This window comes from Roseibium sp. ROS1, from assembly GCF_054658215.1.
In genome coordinates, this window is record NZ_BAAGIG010000001.1 from 1367113 (window position 1) to 1380562 (window position 13450).

Sequence of the window (13450 nt, forward strand, 5' to 3'; positions counted from 1 at the left end):
CAACGACGCTTTCGCCGGAATTTCGGAGACTTCTCGCGGCTTTCGGACCATCTCCTGCAGGATTTTTGGCCTTGAACAATACGCACATCTGCGTGACCCCGAATTTCCTCAGCATTTGCTGAGAAGACACCGAAAGGACTGATCATGAAGTCCCAACAACACAGCAACACGCTTGTCATCGGAGCAGGACTTTCGGGTCTTGCCGTGGCATGCTCTCTTTCCGATCGTGGCCTGCCGGTCACCGTGCTGGAAGCAGGGGACCGGGTTGCTGAACCCTGGCGGGCGCGGCATCCGGCGCTTCGGCTCAACATACACCGCAAGTTTGCCGGCCTGCCCGGCCAGAAGGCGCCAAAGACCGACGGCGTCTTTCTGAAGCGTGACACCGTAGTGGAATTTCTTGAAGCCTATGTCGCGGGACTGGACACACATGTCCGATACAGTGGCAAGGTAACCAGTGTCACCCGTACGCCAGACGGGTGGCACGTCTCCACCGCGACCGGTGACTATCAGGCAGACAATCTGGTAATCGCGACGGGCCGCGAAAACATTGCGCACATTCCGGACTGGCCGGGGCGCGACCAGTTTTCGGGCGAGTTGCTGCACACGGCGAACCTCGGTGATGTGTCCCGCTTCGATGGGAAGTGCGTTCTGGTCGTTGGCGCCGGGAATTCGGGCACGGATGCGCTCAACCATCTCGCGCGGCACCGCCCGGCAGAGGTCATCGTGTCTGTCCGATATGGGCCTGCAGTCGTACCACAGCGTATCTTCGGGTTTCCGCTGCACCGACTGGCCCGGGTTTTCGCGGCCCTTCCGGCCTGGGTCCTGGATCCGGCCTTTCGGCTGACCGAGAGGGTTTTTCTTGGCAATCTTCGCCGATACGGGCTGACCACCCATCCAGAAGGAGGCGGGACCCGGCTTCTGCGGGACGGTGTCACCTTTGCGATCGATGACGGATTTGTGGCCGCCCTGAAGGCCGGGCGGTTCCGGGTCGTTCCCGGTGTTGACCGCTTCGAGGGGGACAACGTCATCCTCACAGATGGTTCAAGCTGCGCACCCGACGTTGTCATCGCGGCAACGGGCTATCGCACGGGGCTGGAGCCGCTGCTGGGACATCTCGGCGTGCTCGACACCAATGGGGTGCCGCACTACCCGATGGGTGAGTGTGACCCGGAAAATCCCGGTCTCTGGTTCACCGGGTTCAAGCCGATTTTCACTGGTTACTTTGATGCCGCCGGGATCGCAGCCAACAGGATTGCCGCCGGGATCGCCGCTGATACGACGCGTGGCGTGCCTTCTGACGACCACGGAGCGCGGAAGGTTCATGCCGACAACGGACGGTCCGTCCCTGCAAATGCAACCGCTTGATGTAGCCGCCCGAGGCCGGTGCAAGCCCGGCATGTCGGTAACCCGGGCTGCCGCGGGTGCAACACGTTTCGAACAGGCACCAAGAGAATGAAATTCGTCAAAATCTGCGCACGCGCGAACGGCGGCCCCCATTTTTCGGATGAGTTCTGGACGCTTTCGGAGGGTGATTTCACGCCGCCTTCGCCAAAGGGCTACAGTGTCACCGAAACCATAGGTGCAACCGGCGTTCTCATGATGCATCACCCCCCCGGTTACAAGGACGAATGGCATTGCGCGCCTGCACCTGTTCTTGGAACCGTTCTTGCTGGCTTGGTCCGCATTGAAACGAGCGATGGAGACACACGGCTGCTTTCACCCGGCGATCAGTTCCTGGCTGCTGACCTGCATGGCTCGGGACACAGGATGGAGGAAGCGAACGGCCGGGCTTATGACGTTGCGCTCGTCCTGCTGGATGGCATTCCTGACATGGGGTCCGGAGGGCAATCGGAATGAAACTCTATTTCATGCCGGGAGCCTGCTCGCTGGCACCGCATATCGCTCTGCGTGAGGCCGATCTGCAATTTCGTTTGATAAAAGTCGATTACAAATCACGACGGACTGAAGAAGGGGACGACTTTCGCCAGATCAATCCCAAAGGGTACGTTCCGGCACTCGAACTGAAGGAGGGCCAACTTCTGACCGAAGTCCCCGTGATCCTGCAATATATCGACATGATCCGTCCCGAGGCCCGCCTGTTGCCGGACGCAGCATTGGAGCGCCTGAGAGCCCTGGAATGGCTGAATTTCATTGCAACCGAGGTTCACAAAAGCTTCAGTCCGCTGTTTCGCCCGAAGACGCCGGAGGCATTTCTGTCTCCAGGCCGCGCGCACTTGTCGCTGCGGCTGAATGTGATTGAGCGACATCTCCAAAAGCACAGATACCTGACGGGCCCAGCCTTTTCGCTGAGCGACGCCTATCTGTTTACCGTTTGCCGTTGGCTTGACGATCAGAAGCTTTCGATTGCGGACTGGCCAGCCTTGCAACGACATTCCGATGACGTTGCAAGGCGGCAGGCTGTCCGTGATGCCCTGGCGCGCGAAGGTTTGGCAGACTAGGGCTGGCCGTATCCGCTGACGAGACAGGGTGGTGCAGACCGGGCGCTTACCCTGTGACGAGGTGAGAGATCCACGAACGGCCCGTGCCGGCAGCGAACGCACCGCCAGTTGGCAGTGCGTCGCCGGCCAGAGCGGCGTGGGACACAAGCGCCATCGTCAGAGCGTCAGGAAAAGAGAGGCGGTCTAAGCGCAGAAACTGCGTGTGGGGGGGGACGAGAATGGTCTTTTCCAGCTGCGACTTGGGTATTGCCGGAAACCAATTTCTCTGCCGCCACTCCTCGGTATGTTCCTGATGTACTTCGTCGACACAGGTGAATGCCGCTCAACATATTCGTAAATACCGGGGATCGTCTGGCTGGTTCCACCTACCAATTCTGAACAATCATGACGAATTCTGACAATGTCGTTTCACTTGAAGCGCATCGGGAACGCAGCGGAACGGGCTGCGCGCAGGAGGCCTATGTCGTTTTCGCAAGCTCTGCGGTAGTCCCTTTCAGATACGGCAGGAACCCGTCCAGAAACCGGGTTGTCGCCGGCATGAAGTAGCTGCCGTGATGGTACATCGGGTCGAGGGACGTGATCAGCAGGCGGCCGGGGGTGGAAACCGTGTCCTCGTAGAAGATCGAGCTGAGATCTCCGACATCGACCAGCGACTGCGCCCCGTCTGGCACCTGGAAATAACCATGATAGTGCCAGGTGACGTCGGCCAGGGAGAGTTGGTTGAAGAGGGGATGGTCGGGTGTTGCCAACTTCAGGCCGATCTCGCCGCCTTCCTTCCACCACCAGAAATTGGTCGGTGTGTCCGTCCAGTTCACATTGGGCAACCAGTCCGGATGTCCGGTGGAGCCCATGGCGACAACGGTCTTGCCGCTTGCCAGAAAGTCGGCAATTTGTTTGCGTCGGGGGCGCAGCACCGAAGGATCGGTGCGGCAGGAAACAAGCAGGGTGTCGACGCCGGACAGATCTGCTTCCGGCAGCTCGCGCGTGTAGATGATCTCGTCGAAAAAGTCGCGGTAGCGTGGCTCGTAAATGGTGCGATGATGGTAGTAGGTGCCGGCGTCGAGCACTGCGAGCGTGGTCATTGCTGGGGTCCTTTTCCGCTCGCCCAGGCGCAGAGCTGCGGGGCAATGCGCGCCGTTGTGTCGTTGGAGCCGACGTACATCCAAAGATCATTACCGGCATGCATGAATATGCGACCGCCGGACGGGCGCTCATAGACCCAGTCACAGGGCAGGCGGTCCGGACCGACACCGTGGAGGCTAACAGCACCTTCCGGCGGCGGGTTGAAACCGCGGGCGTAGAAGCCGGCAACGCCCCGTCGATAGGTCAATTCCCCGGTTGAAACGCCTTCGAACACCGGGTGGTCGGTCAACCGGTGGATTTGCAGGTCTTCCAGCGAGAAGCGGTTCAGGGGAACGAAAGGCTGGAATTCGGGCAGCATTGGCCAGGCAACATGGCCATTGAATACCAGCGTGCCGCCAGCATCCAGAAACTGTTCGATCTTCGCTGTCAGGCTGCCGAAAAAGCGCTGGTCGAGATGGGCTGGCAGGCAGAGCGCGGGATAGCGCGACAGGTCGGCGGTTTCGAGGTCGTAATGGCCGATCACGTCGATGTCAGGCACATAATCGCCAACATCGGGCAGGTCGTTGCCAGCGCCCTTGATCGGTTTCAGAAAAAGGCAGGATGCCATTCGGGTCTCCCGGAAAGGCCCGGACGGATAACCGTCCGGGCAAAGGTCAGGCGCAATTACTGTTTGCTGACGGCCTTGAAATTGTAGAAGAAGCCGGAGGGATGGACCTTGTAGCCACTGACGTTCTCGCTAGAGGCAGCTACATAGATCTTGTGAACCAGCGGGATAATCGGCGCGTCGGTCTGCAGGATTTCCTGTGCCTTGGCGTAGATTTCCAGAGCTTCCGGACCTTCTTCCAGCGTGCGGCCCTTGTCGACAAGCGCGTCGAATTCCCGGTTCGACCAGTTCTGGTAGTTGAGGCCCGCCTTGGAATGGAACTGCGACTTCAGGTGCAGATCCGGATGACCGGTCATTTCCGGGGTCCAGAAGACGACGGAAACGTCATAGTCGCTCTGCTTGACGAGATCGAGCATGCCTTCCCAGGTGTACATTTCCAGCTTCGTGGCAATGCCCTGCTGCTGCAGAAGCGCGGCCATTGTCTCGCTGATCGTGGCCATTTCGGCGCGGCTGGAATAGCTGAGGATACGCAGGCTCAAAGGCTCGCCGTCCTTCTGCCAGGTGGTGCCGTCTTTCTCGTAACCGGCCTCGGTCAGAAGCCCGGCTGCTTTTTCCGGGTTGAAGGAATAGGCTGAAAGTTCCGGTGCGGCCCACGGGAATTCCGGCGGAAAGAACGTCCAGGCCGGCTTGCCGATGCCGTCAAGCGCCCCTTTGACCAAGATTTCCCGGTCAACCATCAGGTTGACCGCCTGGCGGACCTTCGGATCATGCAGCACGCTGTTTTCACCGGCATTGAAAGCGCCATAATAGAGACCGGCGCTCGGCTCGGCATAGACTTCGAACTTCTCGTCGGCCTTCATGCGTTCCACATCGGAAGGCAGCAGGTGGACGACGAAATCGACCTCGCCGGTTTCCAGCGCCAGCGCGCGGGCATTGTGGTCCGGGATGTAGCGGTAGACGATTTCTTCCAGCTTGGGTGCTTCGCCCCAAAAGTCATCGTTGCGTACAACGGTGGTGCGGTCCTGCTTCTGGTACTCCTTGAACACCCAGGGACCGGTGCCGACAGGCTTCACGAACTCGCCGTTGTCATCGAACGAGGCCTTGCCGTAGATGACGGTGATGGCGTCGGTCAGCTGGTTTGGCAGGGCAGTGAAAGGTTCGTTGGTCTCGATTTCCAGTTCGAGGCCGGATACGGCGCGGATTTCCTTGATGTTGAGCAGGTCGGATGCATAGGGCAGCAACGCGATCACACGCTCCAGCGAGAACTTTGCGGCTTCCGCGTCGAAAGCGCTGCCGTCATGGAAGGTGACGCCGTCACGCAGCTGGAAGCGCCAGACATTGGGGGAAACGCGTTCCCAGGACGTGGCAAGACCGGGCACAAGCTTCATGTCGAAATCGAGTTTTACCAGAGTGTCCAGTATCTCGCTTTCGTTGAAGAACCGGCTGCGGCGCGGTTTCATCGACAGCGGCAGGGCTTCCCACATGGTTGCAACGGTCAGTGTTGAACTGCCTTCGGCCTGCGCCGGCATGTGCGGCAGGCTCAGCATGGCGGCCGTTGCCACGGAAACGGCAAGACGGCCCAGGGTTCTGCGGGAGATCATGAGGATCAGCTCCTTGGTTTGAGAATTGTTTTTCGAAGGGTCAAAAGGTTGGTGTGGCGGGCGCGCATCCGATCGCCGATGCCGTCGCCCAGCAGGTTCACCAGCATGACGAAGGCGGTGATCGTCAGGCCCGGGGCGAGGACGAGATGCGGATGGCTGCGCATGTGGTTGCGCGCATCGGCGATCATCCGGCCCCATTCGGCTGTTCCAGGTTCCACGCCAAGGCCAAGGAAGCTGAGCCCGGCAAAGGCGAGGATGACCCAGGAGAGCGAATAGGCGGCCATGGTCAGGAGAGGCGCCGTAATGTTCGGCAGCAGATGGCGATGTACAATGCGTTTGCGTGACGAACCGAGCGCTTCAGCCGCCTGCACATAAAGTTTGGCCCGTTCCACCAGGATCATGTTGCGCACCAGCCGGGCATATTCGGTCCAGTGCACGGCGGTGAGCGCCAGAAGCACGACGGCAAGGCCAAGCCCCATGACACCGGCGATGATCATGGCAATCGCCAGTGCTGGCAGGACAGAAAGTCCCTCGCAAAAGCGCATCAGAAGCTGATCCGGCCAGCCGCCGAGATAGCCGGCGATGCAGCCGAGCAGCGTGCCGGTGAGCGCGGACGCCAGCACCACAAGCAGGGCCGCGCCGGTTGTGAGGCGGCCGGCGTAAAGGAGGCGGGAAAAGACGTCGCGGCCCATCTGGTCGGTGCCCAGAAAATGCTGCCAGCCCGGGGGCGCAAGACGGTTCAGGATGTCTATCTGGTCTGGCGGGTAGGGCGCTGCGAGCGGTGCCAGCACGATCAGAAGTATGAGAAGGGCCAGCAGTCCTGCACGCGTTTCTCGGCTCTGTGCATCAGGTCTTGTCTGAAACAGGCGTCGGGATCTTGCCATTCAGATCGCCTCCTGAACGCGCGGGTCAGCCAGCGTCACCAGGTAATCGACCAGGAGATTGATGATGATGTAGCCGCAGGCGATCACCAGGAAGCAGATCTGTATCAGCGGGTAGTCACGGTTCAGCAGCGAAGCGACCAGCAGGCTGCCGATCCCCGGCCAGGCGAAGATCGTTTCCACGATGATCATGCCGTCAAAGGCGCGGGCAAATTGCAGCCCGGTCAGGGTCAGGAGCGAAGGCAGGATGTTGGGCAGGGCGTGATGCAGCAGGATCCGAGTCTGGCTGAGGCCCTTGGCCTTGGCCGTGCGGATGTAGGCATGGTGGAACTCGTCCAAGAGCCTGGCCCGCACGAAGCGCGCAATCACGCCGGTCATGGTGGTCGCGATGACCAGCGTCGGCAGCACCGCATGTGCAATCGTGCCGTGGCCCGAGCTCGGCAGCCAGCCGAGCGTAAGCGAGAACAGAAGCGCCAGCAGCAGCGCGTACCAGAAATTGGGAATGGACAGGCCGGCAACGCTTGCCGCCGCCAATAGACGATCCGCAAGGCCGCCGGCGTGATAGGCACAAAAACAGCCGATCGGCACTGCAAGGACAAGGGCAAGGCCGATCGACAGCAGTGCCAGGATCAGTGACTGGCGTATCCGCAGCAGGATATCGGCGGAAACGCTTTCTCCGGTAACGAAGGAAGTGCCGAGATCCCCTGTCAGCACATTGCCAAGCCAGCGCAGGTATTGAACGGGCAGGGGATCGTCAAAGCCGTTTTCGGCTGAAAATCGCTCGACCGCAGCCGCATCCGGCAAGGTGCCGTCCATCTGGGACAACAGCAGTACTTCAGCAAAATCCCCCGGCAACAGGCGCAACAGGGCGAAGCCGGCAACGGACACCAGGAACAGCAGTATTACCGATTGGACAAGCCTGTGGCTCAGCCGGCGCACCATCCGAAAACCGCCCCAAATCCACTGAATGAGAAAACTTGAGCTTTATAATCATAATTTTACGGGTGGTGTCGAGGCTGGTTTGTAAAAAAACTTGAAAAAAATACTCAGATTTCTATTCGGCAGTTTTGTACTGCCATTTGAAAAGCGGAAAAGTCGAGGGCGCAGCTGCAAGATTGCCCCAGACGAATGGGGACCGGGCGTCTCGGAAAATATACCTGGAGAGAGGTTCTGAGCGGTGCCAGCCCCGCGGGCGGACATGGAGCGCAACGGGTAACGGCGGGAAAAGGAGGCAAGCCACGGGGACGCCGTGGCTTGCGGAAATTCGGTCTTAGAGCGCGGGGATGCGCAGCACCTGACCCGGATAGATCTTGTCCGGATCGGACAGCATCGGCTTGTTGGCTTCAAAGATCGCCTGGTACTTTGCGCCGTTGCCATAGGCCGCCTCGGCAACCTTCCAGAGCGTATCGCCCTTGACCACCGTGTGGAACTTGGCTTCCGGTTCGCTGCTCTCGACGGTGATTTCTTCCTCGACCTTGGAAATGCCAAGCACGTTTCCGACGGCAAGGATCAGTTTTTCACGGGCTTCCTGGGTAGGTGCGGCGCCTGCGATCTTGACGGTGTCGCCGCTGACTTCAACCTTGACGTCGCCATCGAGACCGAGGTCGGCAACTTCCTTTTCGATGGCTCCAGCGCTTGCTTCCGGCGCTTCGTCATCGCCGAACAGCTTCTTGCCCGCATCCTTCACGAAATCAAAGAAACCCATGTCATTTTTCCTTTAAGTCAATTCAGCCGAAATCCGCCGGTACGCCCCAGCGGAGGCAATTTCACGATACGGAACCATATTGCAAAATTCTCCGGGGGGCGGAAGCGAATTCGGGTTGGGCAAGACGTGTGCGGCGGGCCGGAAAGAAGAGGCTTCAGGCGAAGCGCTTGGCACCGGCAACGCAGCCCACCACCAGGGTGGTGACGAGGAGCATGGTTGAAGACACCGGTTCGTGCAGCAGCAGGCTGGCCAGCATCAGCCCGAAGAAGGGCTGCAGCAGTTGCAACTGGCCAACACCTGCAATGCCGCCGATGGCGAGGCCCCGGTACCAGAAGATGAAGCCCACAAGCATCGAGAAAATCGAGACATAGCCGAGCCCGACCCAGGCGGGCATTTCGATGCCTGTCAAACTGTCCGGCCATGTCAGCAGTGCAAGCGTACCCATGACGGGAAGCGAAAGGGCAAGCGCCCAGGAAATGACCTGCCAGCCACCAAGACGGCGGGAGAGGGCGCCACCTTCTGCATAACCGAAGCCGCAGACAATGACCGCCGCCAGCATCAGGAGATCGCCCTTGAGTGAAAGGTCTGCACTTTGTGACAGCGCATAGGCGCCAACAGCCGCGCTGCCTGTACAGGAGAATACCCAGAACAGGGGCTTTGGGCGCTCCATCCCGCGCAACATGCCGAACAGGGCGGTTGCCAGGGGCAGAAGGCCAATGAAGACAATCGAATGGGCCGCAGTGACATGTTGCAGGGCAAGCGCCGTCAGCAGCGGAAAGCCGACGACGACGCCGGCCGCAACAATCAGCAACGAGATCACGTCGCGCCGCTCCGGCCGGGCCTGCCGCAACAGTAGCAGCAAGGCAATGCCAAGGAGTGCCGCGACAACGGCACGGGCGGACGTCAGGAACATCGGGTTGAAACCACTGAGCGCAACCCGAGTTGCCGGCAGGGAGCCACTGAAAATGAGGACGCCCAGGAGCCCGCTGCCCCATCCTGCCATCGATGCCTGCATGTCTGGTCTTTCTGCTGTCTTGTTTTTCAAGGTGCCAGGCGTGTCAGGGAGGCTGCGGCATCCGTCCTGCTCTCTTGCGAAGCCGAGAGGCCAGCAGACAAAGCGAAGCTTGCCGAACGTAGCCCCTTCCTGAACGTCCATGACAACACGTTGCAAGGGGTAGAAATAATCCGGAGGGGCTGGTCAGGACAGAGACAGTGCAATACAATTTTGCAAAACTGTACTGTGTACACTTGCCATACACTTCAGCGGACAAACTTATGGAACAGGACACACGGACGGCCACGGTAATGGAAGCCGTCAAGCGGAAGATCGCCAGCCGTTTGCTGCAACCGGGTGAAAAGTTGCCGTCCATCCGCGGATTTGCCGCGACCATGCGGGTGTCGCCGTCAACAGTGGTGACCGCATACGACAGGCTGGCGGCAGAGGGCATCATTTATGCCCGTAGAGGCTCCGGTTTTTATGTTGCCGATGCCGCCCGTCCGTTCTCGGTCGCCGACGTCGGACCGCAGCTTGATCGGGAAATCGACCCGTTCTGGGTGTCGCGCCAGTCGCTCGATGCCGGGCCGGATGTACTGAAACCCGGCTGCGGCTGGCTGCCGGCGGACTGGATGCCAAGCGAGGCCATGCAGCGTGGCTTGCGAGCGCTGGCGCGTACCGGCGGTGGCCACCTGTTCGACTATGGCGAAACACGGGGTGCATTGAACCTGCGCCACCTGCTCGCCCGGCAGTTCTCGGAGGAAGGCCTTGAGGTGAACCCGGGCCAGGTGCTGCTCACGCCATCGGGAACACAGGCCATCGACCTCATTTGCCGCTTCTTTTTGCGGCCGGGCGACACGGTTCTGGTCGATGACCCGTGTTACTTCAACTTTCAGGCGCTGCTGAAGGCGCACAGGGTGGAGGTTGCCGGTGTGCCGTTCACGCGCAGCGGACCGGATACCGAGCTGTTCGAAGAAGCGCTGACCCGGCACAAGCCCAAGCTCTACATCACCAATTCCGGCCTTCACAATCCCACCGGCGCGACGATCTCGCCCCAGGTTGCGCACAAGATCCTGAACCTTGTGACAGCCCACGGCCTGGTGGTGATAGAAGACGATATTTTCGGCAGCTTTGCGCCAGAACCCCTGCCGAGCCTTGCCGTTCTCGATGGACTGGAGCGTGTCATCCGCATCGGCAGCTTTTCCAAGACCCTGTCTGCCTCCGTGCGCTGCGGTTACATTGCAGCTCGAACGGACTGGATCGAGGCTCTTGTCGACCTGCAAGTGGCCACCAATTTCGGTGGCCCGGGACCGGTCGCGAGCGATCTTGTCTATGGCGTCCTGAGCGACGGCAGTTATCGCAAGCACATGGAAGCCTTGCGGGTGCGCCTTGCGAAGAAGCGGCGCGAGGTTGCCGGCAGGCTGGAACGGCTTGGTATAACGCCCTGGCTCAGCCCCAAGGGTGGCTTTTACCTCTGGTGCAGTTTGCCGGACGGCCGGGATGCAGCCGCCATTGCCCGCTTCGCGCTGCGCCGGAACGTCGTGCTCGCCCCCGGCAATGTCTTCAGTGTTTCGCAGACGATGACCGGGTTCCTGAGGTTCAATGTCAGCCAGATGGGCGAGCGCCAGGTTTATGACGTGCTGGAAAGCGCGATGTATCCAGGTGGAGGCTGAGCCTCGCAACCATCCGTGGCTCGCTGCGTTTGCCTGTCAGAAAACATCAGCCGGCCGGTGCGGAACAGGCATGCTCGCGCAATCAATATCATGCCGAAGTGAGTGGTCGTTTCCCGGTCGGATCCCGTTTGACTGAGGAGCCTTTCCGATGAACGGCACTGACGAGCAAAAGACCGCCAGGCTTTACCGAATGGTCATGCCCGGGCACATCTGTCCCTATGGCCTGAAATCGAAGGACCTTCTGGAACGGCAGGGCTTTGAGGTTGAAGATCATCACCTCACCACCCGTGAGGAGACAGACGCCTTCATGGAAAAACACGGTGTCGAGACGACCCCACAAACCTTCGTCGGCAACAAGCGGATCGGGGGCTATGACTCCTTGCGTGTCTATTTCAAACTTGATCCGCCAGAGGAAGAGCGTAGCGACACGACCTATCGGCCCGTGATCGCCATCTTTTCAGTGGCCCTGCTTCTGGCGCTTGGCCTCTCCTGGCATCAATATGGAACGCTGCTCAGCTTGCGGGCCGTGGAATGGTTCGTGTCGCTTTCCATGACAATCCTCGCAATCCAGAAGCTGCAGGACGTGGAGAGTTTTTCCACGATGTTTCTCAACTACGACCTGCTGGCGCGGCGCTGGGTTCCCTATTCCAGGATCTATCCCTATGCCGAAGCCTTCGCCGGTATCCTGATGACGGCCGGTGCATTGGTCTGGCTGTCGGCGCCGGTTTCCTTCTTTATTGGCCTGATCGGCGCTATCAGCATATTCAAGGCGGTTTATTTGGAGAAACGGGAACTGAAATGCGCCTGCGTCGGCGGCAGTTCTTCCGTTCCGCTCGGCTTTGTTTCATTGACCGAAAGCCTGATGATGACGGCCATGGGGCTGTGGATGCCGGCTCGGGTTTTGCTGATGGGATGACGGGGTGCGAAGCACGTTGGCTTCTGCAGCCAGGGGGATGGACGGCAGAATGGCCAGTTTCGTCCTTGCAGCTATTTTTCAGAGTTTGGTTCTAAACATATGAATTGAAAGTCTTTTGTTTCTGTCATGTAGACTGTTTCAGGTTAAAACTTAGCCGATTGACGAAGTTTTTTCTTGCGCCTGATGTGAATTTCGAAATACTTAGCAATATGGCTAAGCATGATCCTGATCTCTCCCTGTTGTTCCACGCGCTGTCCGACCCGACGCGCCGCGCGATGTTGACAAGGCTCGCAAGTGGCCCGGCGCGGGTGACGGACCTAGCGGAGCCGACCGGGCTGAAGCTGCCGACGGTCATGAGGCACCTTTCCGTGCTGGAGGAGGCAGGTTTCATCACCACCGCCAAGGATGGACGCATACGCACCTGCGCCATCGTTCCGGAAGCCATGGAGCCGGTGCGGACATGGATCGATGAACAGCGCGCCATCTGGGAGGCCCGCCTCGACAGGTTGGATGCGTTTGTAATGAACGTGATGAAGGAGAACGGAGAATGACGCAGAGCGTGGTTCTGAACAACACAGCCTCCAATGCGGCTGGCGAGGGAAGAAACGGATTTGCGACGCTTGTCTTCGAGCGCGACATGGCCGCCCCTGCCGAAACCCTCTGGCAGGCCTGGACCGCTCCGGCGGCAAGGGCAGTCTGGGCGGCACCGTCACCTGCCGTTACCGTGGAATTTCTCGAAGCCGACACCAGGGTTGGCGGACGCGAAATTTCGCTCTGCAAGGTGGATGGTCAGCCGGATATGCGCTGCGAATGCGGTTGGCTGGACCTTCAGCCACCTCTGCGCAGCGTGAATTACGAGGTGATCTCGTGCGAAGGAGAAACTCAGTCCGTCGCGCTGGTTACGGCGTCGATCGCGGATCTGGGTGAAAGCAGCCGCTTGTCCGTGACCGTGCAGCTTTCCTCGCTGGCCGCGAATATGGAAGGCGGATATCGGGACGGCTTCAATGCGGGCCTGGACAATCTGGCAGGCGCTGCCGAGCGCACGATGATCTTGCAGCGGGTGATCCGTGCACCACGATCCGTTGTCTGGGGCGCCTGGATGAACCCCGAAACGCTGCCGCAATGGTGGGGGCCGGACGGCTTTTCCTGCCGCACCACCCGGATTGATCTGCGCGCGGGCGGCGAGTGGGTGTTCGACATGATCGCACCTGACGGTACGGTTTTTCCGAACCACCATCTCTATACGGACGTTCGGCCAAATGAACGGCTCAGCTATACGCTGCTCTGGGGCGAGAATGGCCCGAAGCATGCCGACGCCTGGGCCTCGTTCGAGGAAGAGAACGGCGCAACGAAAGTCACGCTCGGCATGGTCTTCAGCACTGCTGCGGAATTCCAGGAAGCCAAGGGCTTTGGCGCTGTGGAACTTGGACAGCAGACATTGGGCAAATTGGAAAACTTCATCAAGGCGGGTTGAGCCACCGCGTTGTCCCCCTGATCTGCGCAAGCGGCTCAGGGGGATCACTTTTATTGCGGG

At 59.9% G+C, this 13450-nt stretch carries 14 protein-coding genes; 7 read left to right on the forward strand and 7 right to left on the reverse strand.

Going from position 1 to position 13450, the window contains the following annotated elements:
- The first annotated feature begins 144 nt into the window (after positions 1-144).
- The 3 genes from ACYQ6M_RS06190 to gstA all read left to right on the forward strand — a co-directional run bounded on the left by ACYQ6M_RS06190 (position 145) and on the right by gstA (position 2459).
- Positions 145-1365 (forward strand): flavin-containing monooxygenase, encoded by a 1221-nt coding sequence (locus tag ACYQ6M_RS06190; protein ID WP_460072737.1) that lies wholly within the window; start codon positions 145-147, stop codon positions 1363-1365.
- An 87-nt stretch (positions 1366-1452) separates the two neighbouring features.
- Positions 1453-1857: a cupin domain-containing protein gene (locus ACYQ6M_RS06195; protein ID WP_460072739.1), complete on the forward strand. Its 405-nt coding sequence runs from the start codon at positions 1453-1455 to the stop codon at positions 1855-1857.
- Entirely contained in the window at positions 1854-2459 is a 606-nt protein-coding gene (gene gstA, locus ACYQ6M_RS06200) for a glutathione transferase GstA (protein WP_460072741.1), read from the forward strand. Before ACYQ6M_RS06195 ends, gstA begins: the two co-directional genes overlap by 4 nt.
- Positions 2460-2917: 458 nt before the next feature.
- Here the strand turns inward: gstA and ACYQ6M_RS06205 are convergent, their stop codons facing one another.
- The 7 genes from ACYQ6M_RS06205 to ACYQ6M_RS06235 form a co-directional block, all read right to left on the reverse strand.
- Entirely contained in the window at positions 2918-3541 is a 624-nt protein-coding gene (locus ACYQ6M_RS06205; protein WP_460072743.1) for a hypothetical protein, read from the reverse strand.
- Positions 3538-4149: a hypothetical protein gene (locus ACYQ6M_RS06210; protein ID WP_460072745.1), complete on the reverse strand. Its 612-nt coding sequence runs from the start codon at positions 4147-4149 to the stop codon at positions 3538-3540. The genes ACYQ6M_RS06205 and ACYQ6M_RS06210 overlap by 4 nt, the downstream gene beginning before the upstream one ends.
- 56 nt (positions 4150-4205) lie before the next feature.
- Positions 4206-5747, reverse strand: coding sequence for an ABC transporter substrate-binding protein (locus tag ACYQ6M_RS06215; RefSeq protein ID WP_460072747.1), 1542 nt, complete (start codon positions 5745-5747; stop codon positions 4206-4208).
- Positions 5748-5752: 5 nt separating this feature from the next.
- A complete protein-coding gene (locus ACYQ6M_RS06220; protein ID WP_228872434.1) occupies positions 5753-6631 on the reverse strand; it encodes an ABC transporter permease in 879 nt (292 codons plus the stop codon).
- Complete coding sequence (locus tag ACYQ6M_RS06225; RefSeq protein WP_168684300.1) at positions 6632-7570, reverse strand: ABC transporter permease; 939 nt, start codon at positions 7568-7570, stop codon at positions 6632-6634.
- A gap of 328 nt (positions 7571-7898) precedes the next feature.
- Positions 7899-8333 carry a peptidoglycan-binding protein LysM gene (gene lysM / locus ACYQ6M_RS06230; RefSeq protein ID WP_023000769.1) on the reverse strand — a complete coding sequence of 145 codons (435 nt, stop codon included), beginning with the start codon at positions 8331-8333 and terminating at the stop codon, positions 7899-7901.
- A 154-nt stretch (positions 8334-8487) separates the two neighbouring features.
- Positions 8488-9348, reverse strand: coding sequence for a DMT family transporter (locus tag ACYQ6M_RS06235; RefSeq protein ID WP_075283798.1), 861 nt, complete (start codon positions 9346-9348; stop codon positions 8488-8490).
- A gap of 260 nt (positions 9349-9608) precedes the next feature.
- Here ACYQ6M_RS06235 and ACYQ6M_RS06240 point away from each other — a divergent pair, with 260 nt between their 5' ends.
- From ACYQ6M_RS06240 to ACYQ6M_RS06255, 4 genes are all read left to right on the forward strand, one after another.
- Positions 9609-11000 carry an aminotransferase-like domain-containing protein gene (locus ACYQ6M_RS06240; protein ID WP_460072750.1) on the forward strand — a complete coding sequence of 464 codons (1392 nt, stop codon included), beginning with the start codon at positions 9609-9611 and terminating at the stop codon, positions 10998-11000.
- A 148-nt stretch (positions 11001-11148) separates the two neighbouring features.
- The gene (locus ACYQ6M_RS06245; RefSeq protein WP_296600939.1) at positions 11149-11916 is read left to right on the forward strand and encodes a glutaredoxin; all 768 of its coding nucleotides are present in this window, start codon (positions 11149-11151) and stop codon (positions 11914-11916) included.
- Between the two features lie 209 nt (positions 11917-12125).
- Positions 12126-12467, forward strand: a complete 342-nt coding sequence (locus ACYQ6M_RS06250; protein WP_023000773.1) for an ArsR/SmtB family transcription factor — start codon at positions 12126-12128, stop codon at positions 12465-12467.
- On the forward strand, positions 12464-13390 hold the full coding sequence (locus ACYQ6M_RS06255) for an SRPBCC family protein (protein WP_367020814.1): 927 nt from the start codon (positions 12464-12466) through the stop codon (positions 13388-13390). The genes ACYQ6M_RS06250 and ACYQ6M_RS06255 overlap by 4 nt, the downstream gene beginning before the upstream one ends.
- The last annotated feature ends 60 nt before the right edge of the window (positions 13391-13450 follow it).

Bases quoted from the DNA above. Each gene is read 5' to 3' on its own strand.
- ACYQ6M_RS06195 (WP_460072739.1), top strand. From the start codon at position 1,453: ATGAAATTCGTCAAAATCTGCGCACGCGCGAACGGCGGCCCCCATTTT.
- gstA (WP_460072741.1), top strand. From the start codon at position 1,854: ATGAAACTCTATTTCATGCCGGGAGCCTGCTCGCTGGCACCGCATATC.
- ACYQ6M_RS06245 (WP_296600939.1), top strand. From the start codon at position 11,149: ATGAACGGCACTGACGAGCAAAAGACCGCCAGGCTTTACCGAATGGTC.
- ACYQ6M_RS06225 (WP_168684300.1), bottom strand. From the start codon at position 7,570: ATGGTGCGCCGGCTGAGCCACAGGCTTGTCCAATCGGTAATACTGCTG.
- ACYQ6M_RS06210 (WP_460072745.1), bottom strand. From the start codon at position 4,149: ATGGCATCCTGCCTTTTTCTGAAACCGATCAAGGGCGCTGGCAACGAC.
- ACYQ6M_RS06250 (WP_023000773.1), top strand. From the start codon at position 12,126: ATGGCTAAGCATGATCCTGATCTCTCCCTGTTGTTCCACGCGCTGTCC.
- ACYQ6M_RS06240 (WP_460072750.1), top strand. From the start codon at position 9,609: ATGGAACAGGACACACGGACGGCCACGGTAATGGAAGCCGTCAAGCGG.
- ACYQ6M_RS06215 (WP_460072747.1), bottom strand. From the start codon at position 5,747: ATGATCTCCCGCAGAACCCTGGGCCGTCTTGCCGTTTCCGTGGCAACG.
- ACYQ6M_RS06235 (WP_075283798.1), bottom strand. From the start codon at position 9,348: ATGCAGGCATCGATGGCAGGATGGGGCAGCGGGCTCCTGGGCGTCCTC.
- ACYQ6M_RS06205 (WP_460072743.1), bottom strand. From the start codon at position 3,541: ATGACCACGCTCGCAGTGCTCGACGCCGGCACCTACTACCATCATCGC.
- ACYQ6M_RS06220 (WP_228872434.1), bottom strand. From the start codon at position 6,631: ATGGCAAGATCCCGACGCCTGTTTCAGACAAGACCTGATGCACAGAGC.
- ACYQ6M_RS06255 (WP_367020814.1), top strand. From the start codon at position 12,464: ATGACGCAGAGCGTGGTTCTGAACAACACAGCCTCCAATGCGGCTGGC.
- ACYQ6M_RS06190 (WP_460072737.1), top strand. From the start codon at position 145: ATGAAGTCCCAACAACACAGCAACACGCTTGTCATCGGAGCAGGACTT.
- lysM (WP_023000769.1), bottom strand. From the start codon at position 8,333: ATGGGTTTCTTTGATTTCGTGAAGGATGCGGGCAAGAAGCTGTTCGGC.